Origin of the sequence: Pigmentiphaga litoralis (genome assembly GCF_013408655.1) — a bacterium.
Taxonomy (GTDB): domain Bacteria; phylum Pseudomonadota; class Gammaproteobacteria; order Burkholderiales; family Burkholderiaceae_B; genus Pigmentiphaga; species Pigmentiphaga litoralis_A.
On record NZ_JACCBP010000001.1, the window covers coordinates 2,142,281 to 2,158,351 of the forward strand.

The 16,071-nt window shown below is 65.4% G+C and carries 13 protein-coding genes; 4 read left to right on the plus strand and 9 right to left on the minus strand.

What is annotated here, in order from left to right; translation table 11 throughout:
* Nucleotides 1-195: 195 nt before the first annotated feature.
* The 3 genes from HD883_RS09560 to HD883_RS09570 form a co-directional block, all read right to left on the minus strand.
* Nucleotides 196-1,299, minus strand: coding sequence for a porin (locus tag HD883_RS09560; RefSeq protein WP_257022460.1), 1,104 nt, complete (start codon nucleotides 1,297-1,299; stop codon nucleotides 196-198).
* Between the two features lie 14 nt (nucleotides 1,300-1,313).
* Entirely contained in the window at nucleotides 1,314-1,775 is a 462-nt protein-coding gene (gene aroQ, locus HD883_RS09565) for a type II 3-dehydroquinate dehydratase (protein WP_179586088.1), read from the minus strand.
* 67 nt (nucleotides 1,776-1,842) lie between these two features.
* Nucleotides 1,843-2,895, minus strand: a complete 1,053-nt coding sequence (locus HD883_RS09570) for a Gfo/Idh/MocA family protein (RefSeq protein WP_179586085.1) — start codon at nucleotides 2,893-2,895, stop codon at nucleotides 1,843-1,845.
* 180 nt (nucleotides 2,896-3,075) lie between these two features.
* Between HD883_RS09570 and HD883_RS09575 the strand changes: the two genes are divergently transcribed.
* Together HD883_RS09575 and HD883_RS09580 are read left to right on the plus strand one after the other, a co-directional pair.
* The gene (locus HD883_RS09575; RefSeq protein WP_179586083.1) at nucleotides 3,076-4,017 is read left to right on the plus strand and encodes a LysR substrate-binding domain-containing protein; all 942 of its coding nucleotides are present in this window, start codon (nucleotides 3,076-3,078) and stop codon (nucleotides 4,015-4,017) included.
* A 118-nt stretch (nucleotides 4,018-4,135) separates the two neighbouring features.
* Complete coding sequence (locus HD883_RS09580; RefSeq protein WP_179586081.1) at nucleotides 4,136-6,100, plus strand: bifunctional sugar phosphate isomerase/epimerase/4-hydroxyphenylpyruvate dioxygenase family protein; 1,965 nt, start codon at nucleotides 4,136-4,138, stop codon at nucleotides 6,098-6,100.
* A gap of 181 nt (nucleotides 6,101-6,281) precedes the next feature.
* Here the strand turns inward: HD883_RS09580 and HD883_RS09585 are convergent, their stop codons facing one another.
* Both HD883_RS09585 and HD883_RS09590 read right to left on the minus strand, forming a co-directional pair.
* Nucleotides 6,282-7,982 (minus strand): DEAD/DEAH box helicase, encoded by a 1,701-nt coding sequence (locus tag HD883_RS09585; protein ID WP_179588643.1) that lies wholly within the window; start codon nucleotides 7,980-7,982, stop codon nucleotides 6,282-6,284.
* A 730-nt stretch (nucleotides 7,983-8,712) separates the two neighbouring features.
* Entirely contained in the window at nucleotides 8,713-9,465 is a 753-nt protein-coding gene (locus HD883_RS09590; protein ID WP_179586079.1) for a glycosyltransferase family 2 protein, read from the minus strand.
* 116 nt (nucleotides 9,466-9,581) lie between these two features.
* Between HD883_RS09590 and dinB the strand changes: the two genes are divergently transcribed.
* Nucleotides 9,582-10,742 carry a DNA polymerase IV gene (dinB, locus tag HD883_RS09595; protein ID WP_179586077.1) on the plus strand — a complete coding sequence of 387 codons (1,161 nt, stop codon included), beginning with the start codon at nucleotides 9,582-9,584 and terminating at the stop codon, nucleotides 10,740-10,742.
* A 262-nt stretch (nucleotides 10,743-11,004) separates the two neighbouring features.
* On the opposite strand, the gene HD883_RS09600 is transcribed toward dinB, so the two are convergent.
* The 4 genes from HD883_RS09600 to HD883_RS09620 all read right to left on the minus strand — a co-directional run bounded on the left by HD883_RS09600 (nucleotide 11,005) and on the right by HD883_RS09620 (nucleotide 14,838).
* A complete protein-coding gene (locus HD883_RS09600) occupies nucleotides 11,005-11,199 on the minus strand; it encodes a heavy-metal-associated domain-containing protein (RefSeq protein WP_179586075.1) in 195 nt (64 codons plus the stop codon).
* 292 nt (nucleotides 11,200-11,491) lie between these two features.
* Complete coding sequence (locus HD883_RS27680; RefSeq protein WP_373563335.1) at nucleotides 11,492-12,937, minus strand: TIGR03862 family flavoprotein; 1,446 nt, start codon at nucleotides 12,935-12,937, stop codon at nucleotides 11,492-11,494.
* Nucleotides 12,925-13,767: an IclR family transcriptional regulator gene (locus tag HD883_RS09615; RefSeq protein WP_179586073.1), complete on the minus strand. Its 843-nt coding sequence runs from the start codon at nucleotides 13,765-13,767 to the stop codon at nucleotides 12,925-12,927. Before HD883_RS09615 ends, HD883_RS27680 begins: the two co-directional genes overlap by 13 nt.
* Nucleotides 13,768-13,872: 105 nt before the next feature.
* Nucleotides 13,873-14,838: an AraC family transcriptional regulator gene (locus HD883_RS09620; protein WP_373563336.1), complete on the minus strand. Its 966-nt coding sequence runs from the start codon at nucleotides 14,836-14,838 to the stop codon at nucleotides 13,873-13,875.
* A 237-nt stretch (nucleotides 14,839-15,075) separates the two neighbouring features.
* On the opposite strand from HD883_RS09620, the gene HD883_RS09625 reads away from it, so the two are divergent.
* Complete coding sequence (locus tag HD883_RS09625) at nucleotides 15,076-16,071, plus strand: Bug family tripartite tricarboxylate transporter substrate binding protein (RefSeq protein ID WP_179586071.1); 996 nt, start codon at nucleotides 15,076-15,078, stop codon at nucleotides 16,069-16,071.

Consider the following 16,071-nt stretch of genomic DNA (forward strand, 5'->3'; position numbering starts at 1 on the left):
AATGCGCAATGCAGCATGCAGCATGCGGGCCCGGATGCCGGCTGCTGGCTGCGGGCAGTAGGGATGCGGGCCGCAGCAATGCAGGATGCGGTCCACACCGATGCTGCAACGAAACGCCAACGTCACGGCCGCCGCACCAGCCGACACGGCAGGCGCCGCAACCGACACGGCCTACGCCGCGTCGGCCATCCCGCATCAGAAGCGATGCAGTATCCCGGCATGCAGCCCGGTGATCGTGCGGCCGTTCACGTCATTGGGCGTGGCGAAATTGGACTTCAGGCCAGCTGACCCCGCCGGCCGAAAGCCCGCCGATCCACGATTGCGCAATTGCTGGCCCACCGTATAGACCGTGGTGCGCTTGGACAGGTCATAGAACCCGGCGACCGACATGCCGGATGCACTGCGGTTGCCCGACCGGTCATCCAGCAAGCCGAACAAGGCGCCAACGCGAAACTGCGGCGTGGCCCGATAATCTGCCGAAATCTGCCAGAGGTTGTACATGCGGTTCACGTCGGCATTGCTGCCGTCCACCACGCCGCCCACATTGCTCAGGATCGTGCCCGTATTGTTGCCCGCCCCGGTCGCGGTCGTGTTGTTCGACCGCGCATACGCCAGGTAGACCTTGCCCTGCCCATAGTCATAATTGGCGTACACGTTCTGGTACTGCACATTGGCGGTGTAGGCAGCTGGCGAGCGCGGTCCGGCTGTGACGCCGACGTAGCCCAGGCGGTAAGGCCCCGTCTCGTAATCCACGCCCAACTGCTTGACCGACTGGCGGCGACTTTGATTCGGTGTCTCGGCCAGAGCGTAATGCGCTTCGACCAGAAACCCGGCGACCCGAGGCGAGATGTAGGACACGTCGTTGTCGTAGCGCGCCGGAATGCCGAACGCGTTGAAGACGGAACCGAGCGTGCGGGCGGAATGATCGACGTACGACCCTCGGCCCAGCACCACGGTGTTCTGCCGCCCCACACGCACTTCCCCAAAGCCCCCGCCCAGTCCGACCCAGGCCTGCCGGTCGAACAGGCGGGATGTGTCCGCAGCCTTGCCGTCGTCGGCGTTGGCGCCGGCTTCAAGCTGGAAGGTGGCGCGCCGCCCGCCGCCCAGGTCCTCGCTGCCGCGCAGTCCCCACCGGGTGCGGGTCAGCGCGCCATCTTCAAGCGCAACCGATTTTTCGCCTGAACTGCTGCGCAGATAACTGACGTATTGGTCGACGGTGCCATACAAGGTCACGGACGATTGCGCGAACGCTGCCGTGCTGCACACCGCCATGCCGCACGCCGCCACGGCGGCCGCCATCGAAACTGTCTTGATCATGCCTGGACTCCTGCTGTTCGGGCTGCAATGGCCGACACGGCGGCGCGCAGACCCAGGGTGTAGCTCTCGGCGCCAAATCCGCAGATCTGGCCTGTGACAACGCTGGCGAAGACGGACTGGTGACGGAACGCTTCGCGGGCGTGAATGTTCGACATGTGGATCTCGACCACCGGGACATTCAGCACGGCCAGCGCATCGCGGATGCCATAGCTGTAGTGCGTCCATGCGCCTGCGTTGATCAGCACCGCGTCGGTCTTTTCCTGGAACGCCCGGTGGATGCGGTCGCAGATTTCGGCTTCGCTGTTGGTCTGGAAGCAGGCGACTTCCGCGCCCAATTCCCGACCCAGGTCCTGCAAGGAATGGTCGATGTCGGCCAGCGTGACGCTGCCGTAGTGGGCGTGTTCGCGCTGCCCAAACAGGTTGTGGTTGATGCCATGCAGCATCACGATCTTGTGCATGGAGGTTCCTTGGTGCGTGGGTGAAAAGAACGCTTGCGCGTCCGTGATGGGCGTCAGAGACCTGACGTCAGTCGGGCGAGATCGTGATCGTGGTGCCGGCGCGTACCGCATCCAGAATGGCCTGGGTGACGCGCACGTTGCACAGGCCATCGCGCGCGCTGACAAGCGGCGTGACGTCGTCGCGGATCACGTCGGCAAAGTGCGCAAGCTGGCGGGCGAGCGGGTCTTCACGTGTCGTTTCGCCCTGGCCGACATCGAAGTGCGTTCGCCAGGACCGGTCATCCGCCTTGCCCCAGGTCTTGAGCCGCATGGTCGGGATGGCCAGCGAACCAAAGGTGCCGGCAATGACGTAGCAGTCTTCGTCGTCGTAATGCGCGTAGATCGGGTTTTCTTTTGACGTCTGCTCCCAGCTGCGCGCACTGGCTGCCGTGTCCGACAACATGAAGGTGCCCAAGGCGCCACTGGCAAAGCGCAAGGTGATCGCCACGGTGTCTTCGACCGGAAAGCCGCGGGTGTGCCGGGACCCCAGCGCCTGGACGGCAGCGATGTCGCCGCACAGCATGCGGAGGTTGTGCACTTCATGGATCATGTTGAGCAGCACCCGCCCGGCACCCGGCCCGGTGCGCCAGGGCCCGTCAACAAAGTACTGATCGGGCTTGTAGAACAGGGCGCTGCCCATGACGGCGACGATGGGACCCAGCCGGCCATCGGCAACCAGTTGTCGTGCGTGCGCCATGATCGGACTGTGCGCGCGGTGATGGCCGACCAGCACCTTGGCGCCGGTGCGATCGACGGCTTCGACAATGGCCAGGGCGTCGGGAACCGTGGCAGCCAAGGGCTTTTCGATCAACGCGGGAACACCCCGCGCAATGCACCACAACGCCTGGTCGGCATGCAGTGTGTTGGGGGTCGCCAGGATGAGACCATCGGGCCGGTCACGTTCAATGAGTTGATCCAGCGTGGGGTACAGCGGGACACCGGCAAGCTGCGCGACGTGGGCTGCTGCAGGGGACGGGTCGACCAGCGCCGACACCGTGCACGAGGCACTGCGTTGCACGACGGCCAGGTGCGCCTGGCCCATGCTGCCGGCGCCGACAATGGCGATGCGAAGACGAGACATGGTCGTGACCGACAACGCGTCAGCAAGCCGGATGCAGGGTGTGAAACGCCAGCCAGAACGGCGTGTGCGTGAGGGGTTGTGCGTGTGGCATTTCGTCTCCTGATCGTGGTTTTGCGAAGAGAATACCGACGGCCCCTGCTCTTATCATTGGCTCATCCGTCTTCACGAAAACAACGCCGCGTGCACAATAAGCCTGAACTCAACGACCTCTCTGTTTTCTGTGAAGTGGCGCGCCGTGGCAGCTTCATCGCGACCGCCAACGAACGCGGTGTATCCCCCGCCTACGTCAGCAAACGCATCCACATTCTCGAGACGCAACTGGGCGTGCGGCTCTTCCACCGGACCACCCGGCGCGTGCATATCAGCAACGAAGGCGAACGGGTCTACCGCGCGGCATTGAAGGTGCTGGAAGACGTCGACGCCATGACCGAGGCCGTGGCAAGCGCGCGCAATGAACCGAGCGGGTTGTTGCGTATCAGTACCAGCCTGCGGTTGGGCCGTAGTCACGTGTCCTACGTGCTTTCCGGCCTGCAGCAGCGCTATCCCAAACTGGATGTCTGGCTGGAACTGGTGGACCGCCGCGTCAACCTGATCGAAGAAGGCTTCGACATCGACATCCGCGTTGGCGAGCCGGTCAATCCGCATCTGATCGCGCACCGCATTGCCGACAGCAGCCGCGTCCTCTGTGCGTCGCCCGCCTATCTGGCGCGCTGCGGCATGCCCGCGACGCCGGATGACCTGACCCAGCACGAATGCCTGGCCTTCCGTGACCGCGAACAGGCGTTTGGCGTGTGGCGCCTGCAAGGCCCCGATGGCCTGCACACGGTCAAGGTGACGGGCCGCTTCGGTTCCAATCACAGCGACATCGTCAGAATCTGGGGCCTGCAAGGCCACGGCATCCTGCTGTTGTCGGTGTGGGATGTGGCGGCGCATCTGCGCGACGGCAGCCTGGTGCAGGTCCTGCCGGATTACGTGGAATGCGCCGACGTCTGGGCCATGACCTGCAGCCGCAGCACCACGTCGGCCAAAGTGGGCGCCTGCATCGAGTACATGAAACAGGAGCTGACCCAGGGTGCCTATGCCTTGGATACGGCGCTGCACGTTCCACGGCCACGGCGCTGATTGTTCACGACGCGTCAAGACGGAAGTCATGGTGCGCGCGGTGATGGTGAGCACGCGATTGGGTACGCTTGCTGCTTGCGCCAGTTGGTGCTGACTGCGCATCCCAAGGAGAACGACCGTGCACCGGTCCATTGCCACCGTGTCAATGAGCGGGACCCTTCGGCAGAAGATCGAAGCCATTGCCGCCGCCGGGTTTGACGGTATCGAACTGTTCGAGCCGGACTTCGTCCATTTTTCCGGCAGCGCCCTTGCCTTGCAGCGCATGGCCAGCGATCACGGGCTACGAATCGACCTGTACCAGCCCTTTCGCGATCTAGAGGGCATGCCGACCGCCCATTTCCGCCGCAGCCTGGCGCGTGCCGAACACAAGTTCGCGCTCATGAAGGAACTGGGCTGCCCGACGCTGCTGGTGTGTTCGAACACGTCGCCGTTGTCGACAGGGGAACCCGAACGGGCGGCTGCGCAGCTGTACGAAATAGCTGAACGCGCCGCGCGATACGACATCCGCATCGGCTACGAAGCGCTGGCCTGGGGACGTCATGTCAGGCGCTATCGCGATGCATGGAAACGGGTTGCGCTGGCCAATCACTCCCATCTGGGCCTGATCCTGGACAGCTTCCATACCTTGTCGCTGCAGGACGACCCCACGGACATCGCGACGCTTCCTGGCGACAAGATTTTCTTTTTGCAGATGGCCGATGCCCCGCAATTGCAGATGGATGTTCTGCAGTGGGCGCGCCACTACCGCAACTTTCCCGGCCAGGGGCAACTGGACTGCGAATACTTTTTCGAACAGGTGCTGAAGTCGGGTTACGAAGGCCCGCTGTCGCTTGAAATTTTCAACGACCAGTTTCGCGAGACGCCCAATCGACGCACCGCAACCGACGCGATGCGATCCTTGTTGTGGCTTGAAAGCCGGGTGCGATCGCGGCTGGAAACCAGCGGAGATCACGACAGGCTGTGGCGCCAGACGGCGACACAGGCGTGGCTGTTCAAGCCGCCCGCCGTTCCAGTGTTGAACGGCGTGGCGTTCGTCGAGTTTGCCGTCGACACCGCACATGCCGCGACCCTTGGGACCCTGCTCGCTAGCCTGGGATTCCATCTGGCCGGGCAGCATCGTTCCAAAGACGTGCAGCTGTACGCGCAGGGCGATATCCGTCTGGTCGTGAACGCCGAGCCCGACTCGTTTGCCAGCCAGCGTTTCGAGCGCCAGGGCGGGCCGGGCATGTGCGCGATCGGCCTTGGGACGCCCCTGCCGGATCAGGCCGCCGCACGTGCGTCGGCCCTGCTTTCTGCCGCCGCCGACACACCGCGCCGGCCAGACGAACTGCATATTCCTGCCATCGTCTCGCCTGGCGGCATGCGCATCCATTTCGTGCCGACCGGAGCCGGAACGCCCGGATTCGAAGCCGCCGATTTTGACGTGGCGACGCCATCGTCCGGCGCCGCAACGTTGTCACGATCGCCCCGGCCGGGTCCCCTCCTGAAATCGTTGGACCACATCGCGCTGGCGCTGCCGCCCGATCAACTGGACAGCTGGGTGCTCTTCAGCCGCGCGGTGCTGGGTCTCGAGCCTGGCGACAGCCAGGAATTGGCGGATCCGTATGGGCTCGTGCAAAGCAGCAGCGTCTGCAATGACACGCGCAGCGTGCGGATGGTGATGAACGTGTCTTCCAGCCGCCGGACCGGCGTGGCGCACGCGGTCAATGCAAGCGGCGGTAGCGGCGGCCTGCATCACCTGGCCTTTGCATGCGATGACATCTTTGCGGCGGTGGCGCAGTTGCGGGCATCGGGCACGCAGTTCGTTCCCATCTCGCCTAACTACTACGAGGACCTGCTGGCACGCAGCGACCTCGACCCGGCGCTGGTGGGGAAAATGCACAGTCTGGGCATCCTGTTTGACCAGACACCGTTGGGTGCATTTTTCCATATCTATACCCCCCGCTTTGCGGACCGCTTCTTTTTTGAAGTGGTGCAGCGGGTTGGCGGGTATGACGGCTATGGCGCGTTGAATGGCGCGGCACGGTTGGCGTCCGAAGCGCAGGCTGCGGACGCGGCGTCACGGGATGCGGTGGCAAGGTAAGCAGGAAGCAAAAACCCCCGAGTACCGCTTGGGTATCGGGGGTTGGAAGGGCGTGACAGCGTGGCGGCTTGGCCCATTCGCGGCGCCGGCTGACCAGACCTGAACGATCAGGGACCGGACAATCAGAAGCTAGCCATCAAGACCTGAGCGGTCCGAACCGGGGTGGTCCGAACCTGAACGATCAGGACTTCTTGCCACCACCCAGCAAGGCGGCCAGCTGGCGCTTCGGGCCGGGGCGGCTAGGCGCGGCATCCGTTGCTGGCGTCGTGTCACGGTGGGCCGAGGGCGACGGCACGTACGGCTTCGAAAAGAAGTCGTCCACCGGCGCCGACCGGCCACCGCGGCCTGATGAGCGCGCATCGCGGGACCCGCTGCGGTCCGGCCGATCGTAGCTGCGGGGCGACGACGCACCCGGCGCGGCGGAACGGGCGCCGTCGCGTGACGGTGAACGCGTGCTGTCGCGGCCGGCGTCACGCGCCCCGTCACGGCTGGCATCGCGGGTGGTGTCACGGCTGCTGTCACGGCTGGCGGCGCCGCTTGCACCCGTGTCGCGGGTGCCTTCGCTGGCGCCGCGACTGCTGTCGCGGCGGGGCTCGCGCCCTTCCCGGCTTTCGCGCGAGGTGCGCAAGGAACCTGGGGTGACAGGCAGGTCGAGCGTGGCGCGGGGCACCGTGCGCTTGATCAGCTTTTCGATGTCGATCAGGTATTTTTCTTCTTCGGGCGTGTAGAGCGCGATGGCTTCGCCCCGGGCGCCTGCTCGGCCAGTGCGGCCGATGCGGTGCACGTAGTCTTCGGCGCTGTGCGGCAGGTCATAGTTGATGACGCACGGCACGCCCGCCACGTCCAGACCGCGCGCGGCCACGTCGGTGGCTACCAGCACTTCCAGCGTGCCTGCCTTGAAGGCTTCAAGCGCCTTCATGCGGTCGGTTTGCGTCTTGTCGCCGTGGATGGATTCGGCGCGCACGCCATCCAGTTCCAGCTGACGCGCCAGGCGCGCAGTGCCGATCTTCGTGTTCGAAAACACGATGACCTGGTTCAGGTTGCGTGACTTGACCAGGTGCACGACGGCGGCGCGTTTGGCGTCGCTGCTCAGTGCATAGGCGATCTGGGTGACGTTGTCGGATGTGGCGTTGCGGGCAGCCGTTTCGATTTCGATTGGCTGCTTCAGGAACGTGTGGCCCAGGCGACGGATTTCATTGCTGAACGTGGCCGAGAACAGCAGGGTCTGCCGTTTTTCGGGCAGCAGACGCATGATGCGTTCGAGGTCGGGCAGGAAGCCCATGTCGAGCATGCGATCCGCTTCGTCCAGGACCAGCATGCCGACCTGGCTCAGGTTCACGGTCTTCTGTTCGACGTGGTCGAGCAGTCGGCCGGGAGTGGCGATCAGGACTTCACAGCCAGCGCGCAACTCGGCTTTCTGGGGCGCAATGTCGACACCGCCGAACACGACTGCGGCACGCAGCGGTGTGAACTTGCTGTAGCGCTTGACGTTCTCGGCCACCTGGTCGGCCAGTTCGCGGGTCGGCGTCAGGATCAGCGCGCGCACCGGGTGACGGGCAGGCGAGGCGCTTGCGTTGGCCAGCGGCATCAGGCGGTGCAGGATAGGCAGCGTGAACGCCGCCGTCTTGCCGGTACCGGTCTGCGCGGCGCCCATGACGTCGGCACCCGCAACAACCACCGGAATGGCCTTGGCCTGGATCGGCGTCGGCACGGTATAGCCCGTGGCAACGATGGCCTGCAGGATGCTCGGGTGCAGACCAAAGGTGTCGAAGGTCGCGGGTGCGGCATCCACCGGGGCGGCGTCCACAGGGGCGTCGGCAGCAGCGGCGGCGTCTACAGCAGCGGCGGCGTCTGCAGTTGCCCCGGTTGGCGCGGCAGGCATGGGCGCGGCGGCAGCGGATGTCCCAGCAGTCATTGGTGCGGCTGCAGCGCTCAGGGCAGGCTCAGCGGCAGGGAGGTCGATTGCAGCGTCCGGGGCGGCGGAGGCGGCAGCGGCGGAGGCCGCAGGCGACGGTGCGGCTGCAGGTGCGGCGGACGCGGGCGCAGACGCAACTGGCGTCGAAGCGACCGGCGCAGACGCAACCGGCGTCGAAGTGACGGGCGCAGACGCAACCGGCGTCGAAGCGACCGGCGTAGGCGCAACCGGCGTCGAAGCAACCGGCGCTGAAGCGACGGGCGTAGGCGCCACTGACACTGTCGACGTGGACGCAGGCGCAGGGGACGCAGTCTGGGCGGGAGCCGCGGCTGCGGGAATCTCCACTGCCGCATCGGGCGCCGCGGAGGCGGCTGCGGTGGACGCGCCGGCTGGCGTGGCTGCGGCGGCGCCCGTCACGGGCGGTGCGGCAGACGCAGGCGCCGCGGGCACTGCGGCGGGTTCGGTCGCGGCGTACGCCTGCGTACCCGTGGGTGCACCGGTTCCTGCTGGATGTTGTGTTTCCGCGCCTGACTCGCCCCCCGAAGGTGTCACCGGGCTGTCTGCCGCCGTGGTCACCGTCGTTGTCGTCACTTTGTTCGTGTCCGTATTGGTCATGGTTGGGGGGTCCGCCGATCTGCTGCAATGCATCGCACGAATCAATAGTCCAGAGAAATCAAAGACTTAGATTCTAACGCATTTACCTGATGGCGCGACGTATCTCCAGGGCCCTGGCATATTTGAGGTACGAGGCCAACGCTTTGCCCAGCGACAGGGTCAAGCCGTCGAGGCCGGCAAGGAAACCGGTCTTGATGACGTAATGTTTGAGGAAGGCCGACGTGCCGTGCAGCATGGGATGCCAGCCATGCACCGGCTTGCTGCTGGCCGCCAGGTCCTTGGCCATCCAGTTTGCATACAGGCAGGCGCGGTTAAAGATGTCCGCGTAGTCCCGGTAGGAGTAATGCGTGATGTGGCCTTCGTTGCGGATCACGCGCCCGGCCTGGATCCGCGAATGGGCAACCACCGGTTTGAAATCCGCCCGCTGCCGGTTGAAGATGCGCAGCACATAATCCGGATATTGCCCGGCGTGGCGCGTGGTCCGGTCCCCGACAAAGTTGCGCCGCCGCGACTCGACGGCGTCCGCGGGCAAGGCGTCCAGGTCGGTGCGCGCCAGCCAGTCCGCCAGGTCGTCTTCCAGGCGTTCGTCGGCATCCAGGTTCAGCACCCAGTCGTGCCGGCAGTACGGCAGGCCCGCGGTGCGCTGCGGGCCGTCGCCCAGAAAGGGCTGCCGGATAACGGTCGCGCCTTCGGCTTCGGCCAGGGCCACGGTGTCATCGGCGCTGAGCGAGTCCACGACCACCACGTCGTCGCACACCCGCTTGAGCGAGCGAATGCAGTCGACGATATTCCTGGACTCGTTGAATGTGATTACCAGACCGCTGATTTTGTTCATGCCTTGCATCCGACCCTAGTGCCGCAGAAACGCGCATTGTCCGCTAACTTCTTGCGACATGCGCGCGGCGCAGTGCCCGGGACGCCGTTGCGGCGCGAGCGGCTACTATCTTGCACATGAAAGCTCGTCGTATCGCGCATCTGGACATGGATGCCTTTTATGCCTCTGTCGAACTGCTGCGCTACCCGGAATTGCGTGGACGGCCGGTGGTCATTGGCGGGCGCTCGACCGCGCAGCCCCAGACCGGCGACGACGGGGTGCGGCGCTTCACGACGCTGCGGACCTACGCAGGACGGGGCGTGGTGACGACGTCGACCTACGAAGCGCGGGCCCTGGGCGTCTTTTCGGCCATGGGCATCATGAAAGCGGCGCAACTGGCGCCCGAGGCCGTGCTGCTGCCAGCGGACTTTGATGCCTACCGGCATTACTCGAAACTGTTCAAGGCGGCGGTGACCAGCATCGTGCCGCACATCGAGGACCGCGGGATCGATGAAATCTACATCGACCTGAGCGAAGAGCCCGACGACACCCTGCCCCTGGCTTCCCGGCTGAAAGATGCCGTGAAGGAAGCCACCGGGCTGTCCTGTTCGATCGGGGTGGCCCCAAACAAGCTGCTGGCCAAGATCTGCTCCGACCTGGAAAAGCCCAACGGGCTGACGATCCTGAGCCACGACGACATTCCCGTGCGCATCGGGCCGTTGCCGGTGCGCAAGATCAACGGGATCGGCCCCAAGTCGAACGAGAAGCTTGCCAGCCTGGGCATCCGGACCGTGACCGAACTGGCCCATGCCGATCTGGGCTTTCTGCAGGAACATTTTGGCCGCAGCTATTCGGCGTGGCTGCACGAAGCTGCGCACGGCATTGATGACCGGCCTGTCGAGACACGGTCGGAACCAAAATCCGTCAGCCGCGAAACCACGTTCGAGCGCAACCTGCATGCTCGGCAGGACCGCGACGCGCTGTCGGGCATCTTTACCGCGCTGTGTACGAAGGTCGCGGAAGACTTGAAGCGCAAGGGCTACGTAGGCAAAACCATCGGCATCAAGCTGCGCTACGCGGATTTCCATACGGTGACGCGGGACGTGACGCTGCCTGTCCCGACGGGGGATGCGGCGACGATACGGCGGGCGGCGGGGGAATGTCTGCGGCGTGTGCCGCTGGATCAGCGCTTGCGACTGTTGGGCGTACGGATCGGGGCGCTGTCACGGCCGGGGGATGACCCGGCGGACCTGGCGCCTGAGCAGGTGCAGGGCGAATTGAAGTTCGCCGATCAGTAGGGAGGAAGGAGTCAGGCGGGCGGGCGGGACGATCGCGGCGCGATGGTGTTGAAGGGGATGGTGTTGAAGGGGATGGTGTTGAAGGGGATGGTGTTGAGGCGCTGCTGGTGAGGCTCTGGTGTTGAGGCTGGTGCTGAGGCGCAGTCCTTGAAGCGTCGCAGCAACCTGAATAGCGACGCCCTACGGCGGCACCTGCCCCGGGACCAGGGGGCTGAGCGGAGCGGTCATGCTGCCCCGCGCTGCCCCGCGCGCCTGCCGGTACCTAGCCCTTGACCGTGTACCCGGCTTCGGTGATCGCGTGCGATACCGCGGCGGCGTCGTCGGCGCCATCGACTTGCACCTTGCCGGTAGTCAGATCAACGTCAACCTTGGCGCCCGGAGAGATTTCCTGGACGGCTTCGGTAACGGCTTTGACGCAGTGTCCGCAGGACATGCCTTCGACTTGCAATGACAACATGGATGTTCTCCTGATAGCGTGATTCTTCAGGATCTACCTTATCACCGTGGCAAGGTCAAGCACCGCGAAGGTGATCGTGGGTTGCACCCGTTACAGCGGCTGTTTCAAGGCGGCTGTGGTGGGGGCTCGGTGCGTGGTGCTACGTGCATGGTGCTACGTACAGGGTGCTACGTGCATGGAGCGACGTGCGTGGTGCTACGTGCATGATGCTACGTGCGTGGTGCTACGTGCGTGGTGCTACGTGCATGATGCTACGTGCGTGGTGCCACGTGCTTGGCACCACGCGCCGGATTCAACGTTCCGCCTTGCCGCGCGCGGCACTGGCCAACCAGGCTGCGGCGCCCTTCCCCGCTGCGCGGCCGCTGGCAAGGCACGCGGTCAGAAGATAACCGCCCGTGGGGGCTTCCCAGTCCAGCATTTCGCCGGCGCAGAACACGCCGGGCCGGGCGGCCAGCATGCCGCGCGCGTCCAGCGATTCGAACGCGACGCCACCGGCCGTGCTGATAGCTTCGGCGATCGGGCGCGGCGCGATCAGCGTCAAGGGCAACGCCTTGATGGTCCGGGCCAGCCGCTGCGGATCGGCAAAGCTGTCGGCATCCAGCGCTTCCCTCAACAAGCCTGCTTTGACGCCTTCGATGCGGACTCGGCTGCGAAGGTGGTTGGCCATGGACTTTGAACCGCGTGGCCACTGGATCTCGTCCAGCACACGTTCCAGCGACAGTCCGGGTGCAAGGTCGATCGTCAAGGTGGCGGATCCACCCGTGGCGATGGTGTCACGCAGCGCGGCCGATAACGCATAGATGAGCCCGCCTTCGATGCCGGTGGCGGTCACGATGCACTCGCCAGTGCGCGTGTGCGTGACGCCGTGCGCGTCCGTCACCTGGGCGGTGATGGCGCGCAGCGGCGCGCCCGCAAACTTATCGGAAAAGAACGGTGTCCAGCGAATGTCGAAGCCGCAGTTGGCGGGCTGTAGCGGGGCGACCTGCGTGCCGATGGCGGACAGCAGGGGCACCCATGCGCCATCGGAACCCAGCCGCGGCCAGCTCGCGCCGCCCAAGGCCAGCACGGTGGCCGCGGCGTGGACGCAAACCTCGTTTCCCGGCCGGCCGACCGATGCAGCCGCAGCAGCATCAGCGCTCGCAACAGGCCTTGCAGCGCCCTCCGGGACGTCTGCATCAGCACGGGCGACAAGGCTGCCCACAGCATTTGCACCGGACACAGCGTCAGCATCGCCCCCAACACCCGCACCGCCCGCCGCCGCCCGCACCGCCGCTACCGCGCCGCCGACCACGAACCGCAGCGCGCCGGTCTCATCCCACCCTACCCATCGGTGCCGCATGTGAAACCGCACGCCGGCGTCTCGCAGCCGCTGCATCCACGCGCGTAACAAGGGCGCGGCCTTCATATCGGTGGGGAACACGCGTCCGGACGACCCGACAAAAGTGCCCACGCCCAGCCCCTCGATCCACGCACGCAACGTGTCCGGATCAAAGTCGCGAATCAGGGGATCAAGCTGCGCCGCACGCGGACCGTACCGTCCGATGAACGCGGGCAGCGGCTCAGAATGCGTGATGTTCATGCCGCCCTTGCCGGCCAGCAGGAACTTGCGTGCGACGGATGGCATGGCGTCGTAGACGTCCACAGCGTGCCCGGCCTGCGCGAGCGTTTCGGCTGCCATCAACCCTGCGGGACCGGCGCCAATGACGACGACACGGTCCGGCGGGGTTATTCCCGCCACAGGTTGACGACCTTGCCCGCCGCCGCGCCCTTGGAAGGCGAGTAGTTCAACAGTCGGGACAATTCGTACGCGGTGCTGCGTACGCTGGTCAGGATGTCATCCAGCCGTTCGGGTTCGAAGCGCGACGACGGAATGGTGGCGCCCAGCGCGGCCACGATGCGGCCGGTGTGATCGCGTACGGGGGCGGCGATGGTGGACACCCGCGCTTCAAAAAATGCTTCCTGCAGCACGAAGCCGCGTTCCTTGTCCTGCTGCACCAGCTCGAACAATTCCAGGACGGTGGTCGGGGTGCTGGACGAGTAGCTTTCCAGATGTTCTTCGGGAAACAGTTCGCGCAGTTCGGGCAGGGTCAGGTCTTCGAGCAGCACGCGGCCAAGCACCGTGGCGTGCGCGGGCAGGCGTGTGCCGACGTTGACCGTGCTGGTGAACGGCGTGGAGGCGCTGGACTTGGCCACGTAGACGATGGACCGGCCGTCCCGCACGACCAGGTTGCATGAAAAGCCGATGTCGGTGCGCAGGCGTTCAAGCAGCGGCGCCCCCAGTTCCGTCAATTCCAGCGAGGCCAGGTATTCGAAGCCGAGGCGCAAGACGGACAGCCCCAGCCGATAATCGTGGCCGCCTTCGGTGCGCTGCACGAAGCCCATGGACTCCAGCGTCATCAACAGGCGAAAGACGGTGGACCGTGGCAGGTTCAGGCGGCGCGCCAGTTCGGGGGCCGACAATTGGCGGTCGTTGTGATTGAACTCGCTGAGCAGCAGCAGGCCGCGTTCCAGTGCGGGCACCAGGTATTTGTCCTGGGCGTCGTCCGACATCTTTGCTTTCGTGGTCATACCAAGTTGCATCGTTCCTAGCGATCGAAGCGGGATCATACTTCGGCCGCCCGGGGAACGCCTCGCTCAGTCGGTGGAGGCGCCAGAGATGCTCCGCCGGACTCCCTAGCCCGCATCTTCCCCAACTCGTTCCACGCCGCGGCTCTTCAGGTATTCCGTCGGCGTCATGCCGCACCAGCGCCGAAACGCCCGGGCGAACACCTTGTCGGATCCATAACCGGCTTCTTCGGCCACATCGCTCATGCGCAGGTAGCCCAGCGCCAGGCGCTCGGCGGCAATCCCCATGCGCCGGCTCGCCAGATACGAGATGGGCGACTCCCCTACCAGTTCACGAAATCGCGCACTGAACCGCGAGCGCGACATGAACACCGCTTCGGCCAGTGATTCGACGGTCCATGGCGCGCGGGGATCGTTATGGATCAGCATCAGCGCCTTGCCGATCTTGGGATCGCTGAGCCCGCGAAACCAGTCATGGCCGGCGCCGGAATGCGTCAGCAGATAGGCGCGCAACATGTGCACGAACAAAAGGTCGGCCATGCGCGCGGCGGTGATTTTCCAGCCGGGGCGGCAGGTCAGGCTTTCTTCCACGAACATTTCGGTCATGGGGCCCAGGCACGGCGCGACGGACATGTCGGCGGCGCGGATGCGGATCATTTTCGGCAGCATCCGCAGCACGGGGTTGCGCTGCGTTTCGCGAAAGAGCACGATGCCCGAGAACAGATCGGTGACCGCGCCACCGCCGCCCGATGCGAACACCAACGGCGTATGCAGGCGATCGGCCACCCCGGTGTCGTGCAACACCTGCGCCAGGTTGATAGGCGCAACGTCCACATCGGGGGACGACATCTGGATGTGCGGACTGCCGTGGGGCAGCAGCACCAGGTCGCCCGGATCGACGCGCACGGGGGAATCGCCGTCCACCGCGAGCCACCAGGGTTCGCCCCGGCCGACGCGGAACATGGCGCCGTCGACGCCGGCAGACGCCAGGGCCCAGGGCGCCGACAAGGTGAAGCGGCCGGTGACAGCGCCTTCCACGCGGCAGGCAGCCAGTACATCGCTCAGGACATCCACGGCAGACCTCCTGCGCAAAGTGAAAGATTCTGACCGATTGTGGGCGTCGCGGTGCCTTTCGTCTACCCGAAACGAGACGATCGATACCTCATTAAGGTGTTGCGGCGGTTGAGCCCCGGGGGATGGCAGTGAACAATCGTTACGTGCGCCGCGGCTTGCCGCCGCATCGCAGAAAGCCATCGTCAGGGGCATTGCCCTGGCGCCCTTGTTCGATTCGCCTGCCTCCGGAAATCCATCATGCGCCCTCCCTTCTTCGTGCTGAACGCCCTGTGTGCCCTGGGCCTTGCGGCCGTTGCGCCCCTGGCGTCCGCCCAGGCTACCGCGGCAACCCCGTTTCCCAGCAAGCCCATCGTCATCATCGTTCCGAATCCGCCAGGCGGCGGCCCGGATGTGCTGGCCCGTTCGCTGGGTGAAAAGCTGGCGACCCGCCTGGGCCAGCCCGTGGTGGTCGAAAACCGTCCGGGTGCCAGCGGCATGATCGGCGCCGCCGCCGTGGCCCGCGCCACGCCCGATGGCTACACGCTGATGCTGTCGCCCAATACGGTGTTCAGCGCGCCGCACGTGCTGCCCAAGGGCGCCGGCAGCCAGATCGACGTGCTGAAGGACCTGGCCCCGGTGATCCAGCCGACCAAGGGCGTGATGGTGATGGTGGCCAACCCGTCGCTGGGCGTCAAGAATGCCAAGGACCTGGTGGCCCTGGTCAAGAAGGAACCTGGCTTGGCCTATGCCAGCGCGGGCAACGGATCGCCCATGCACATTGCCGGCGAACTGTTCAAGAAGTCGGCGGGCGTGGACATGCTGCACGCTCCGTACAAGGGCATTGCCCCGGCGATTTCCGACGTGCTGGCCGGTCATGTGAAAGTGACCTACGGCGCGCTGGGCGCCTTGGGCCAGCACATTGAATCGGGCCGTCTGGTCGCGCTGGGTACCGCCGAAGCGCAGCGCAGCCCGCTGATGCCTAATCTGCCGACGCTGGCCGAGCAAGGCATCCCCAACGTGGCGGTCAATGCGTGGTATGGCGTGTTTGCGCCCAAGGACACGCCTGCTGCCGTGATCGACAAGCTGAATGCCGAGATCAACGCCGTGCTGCAGCAGCCCGACATGATCGCGCGCCTGAAGACCACGTGGGAAGTGCCGGTCGGCGGCACGCCGCAAGATCTGGCGCGCGCCGCCAAGCTGGAATACGACACCACCGGCAAGGTGGTCAAAGAGTTCAACATCACCGCGGACTGA

Excerpts from the sequence above, each read along its gene's own strand:
- HD883_RS09570 (WP_179586085.1), bottom strand. The coding sequence starts at position 2,895 with ATGTCTCGTCTTCGCATCGCCATTGTCGGCGCCGGCAGCATGGGCCAG.
- HD883_RS09560 (WP_257022460.1), bottom strand. The coding sequence starts at position 1,299 with ATGGCGGCCGCCGTGGCGGCGTGCGGCATGGCGGTGTGCAGCACGGCA.
- HD883_RS09590 (WP_179586079.1), bottom strand. The coding sequence starts at position 9,465 with ATGAACAAAATCAGCGGTCTGGTAATCACATTCAACGAGTCCAGGAAT.
- HD883_RS09585 (WP_179588643.1), bottom strand. The coding sequence starts at position 7,982 with ATGCCTGCCGCGCCAACCGGGGCAACTGCAGACGCCGCCGCTGCTGTA.
- dinB (WP_179586077.1), top strand. The coding sequence starts at position 9,582 with ATGAAAGCTCGTCGTATCGCGCATCTGGACATGGATGCCTTTTATGCC.
- HD883_RS09625 (WP_179586071.1), top strand. The coding sequence starts at position 15,076 with ATGCGCCCTCCCTTCTTCGTGCTGAACGCCCTGTGTGCCCTGGGCCTT.
- aroQ (WP_179586088.1), bottom strand. The coding sequence starts at position 1,775 with ATGCACAAGATCGTGATGCTGCATGGCATCAACCACAACCTGTTTGGG.
- HD883_RS09615 (WP_179586073.1), bottom strand. The coding sequence starts at position 13,767 with ATGACCACGAAAGCAAAGATGTCGGACGACGCCCAGGACAAATACCTG.
- HD883_RS09600 (WP_179586075.1), bottom strand. The coding sequence starts at position 11,199 with ATGTTGTCATTGCAAGTCGAAGGCATGTCCTGCGGACACTGCGTCAAA.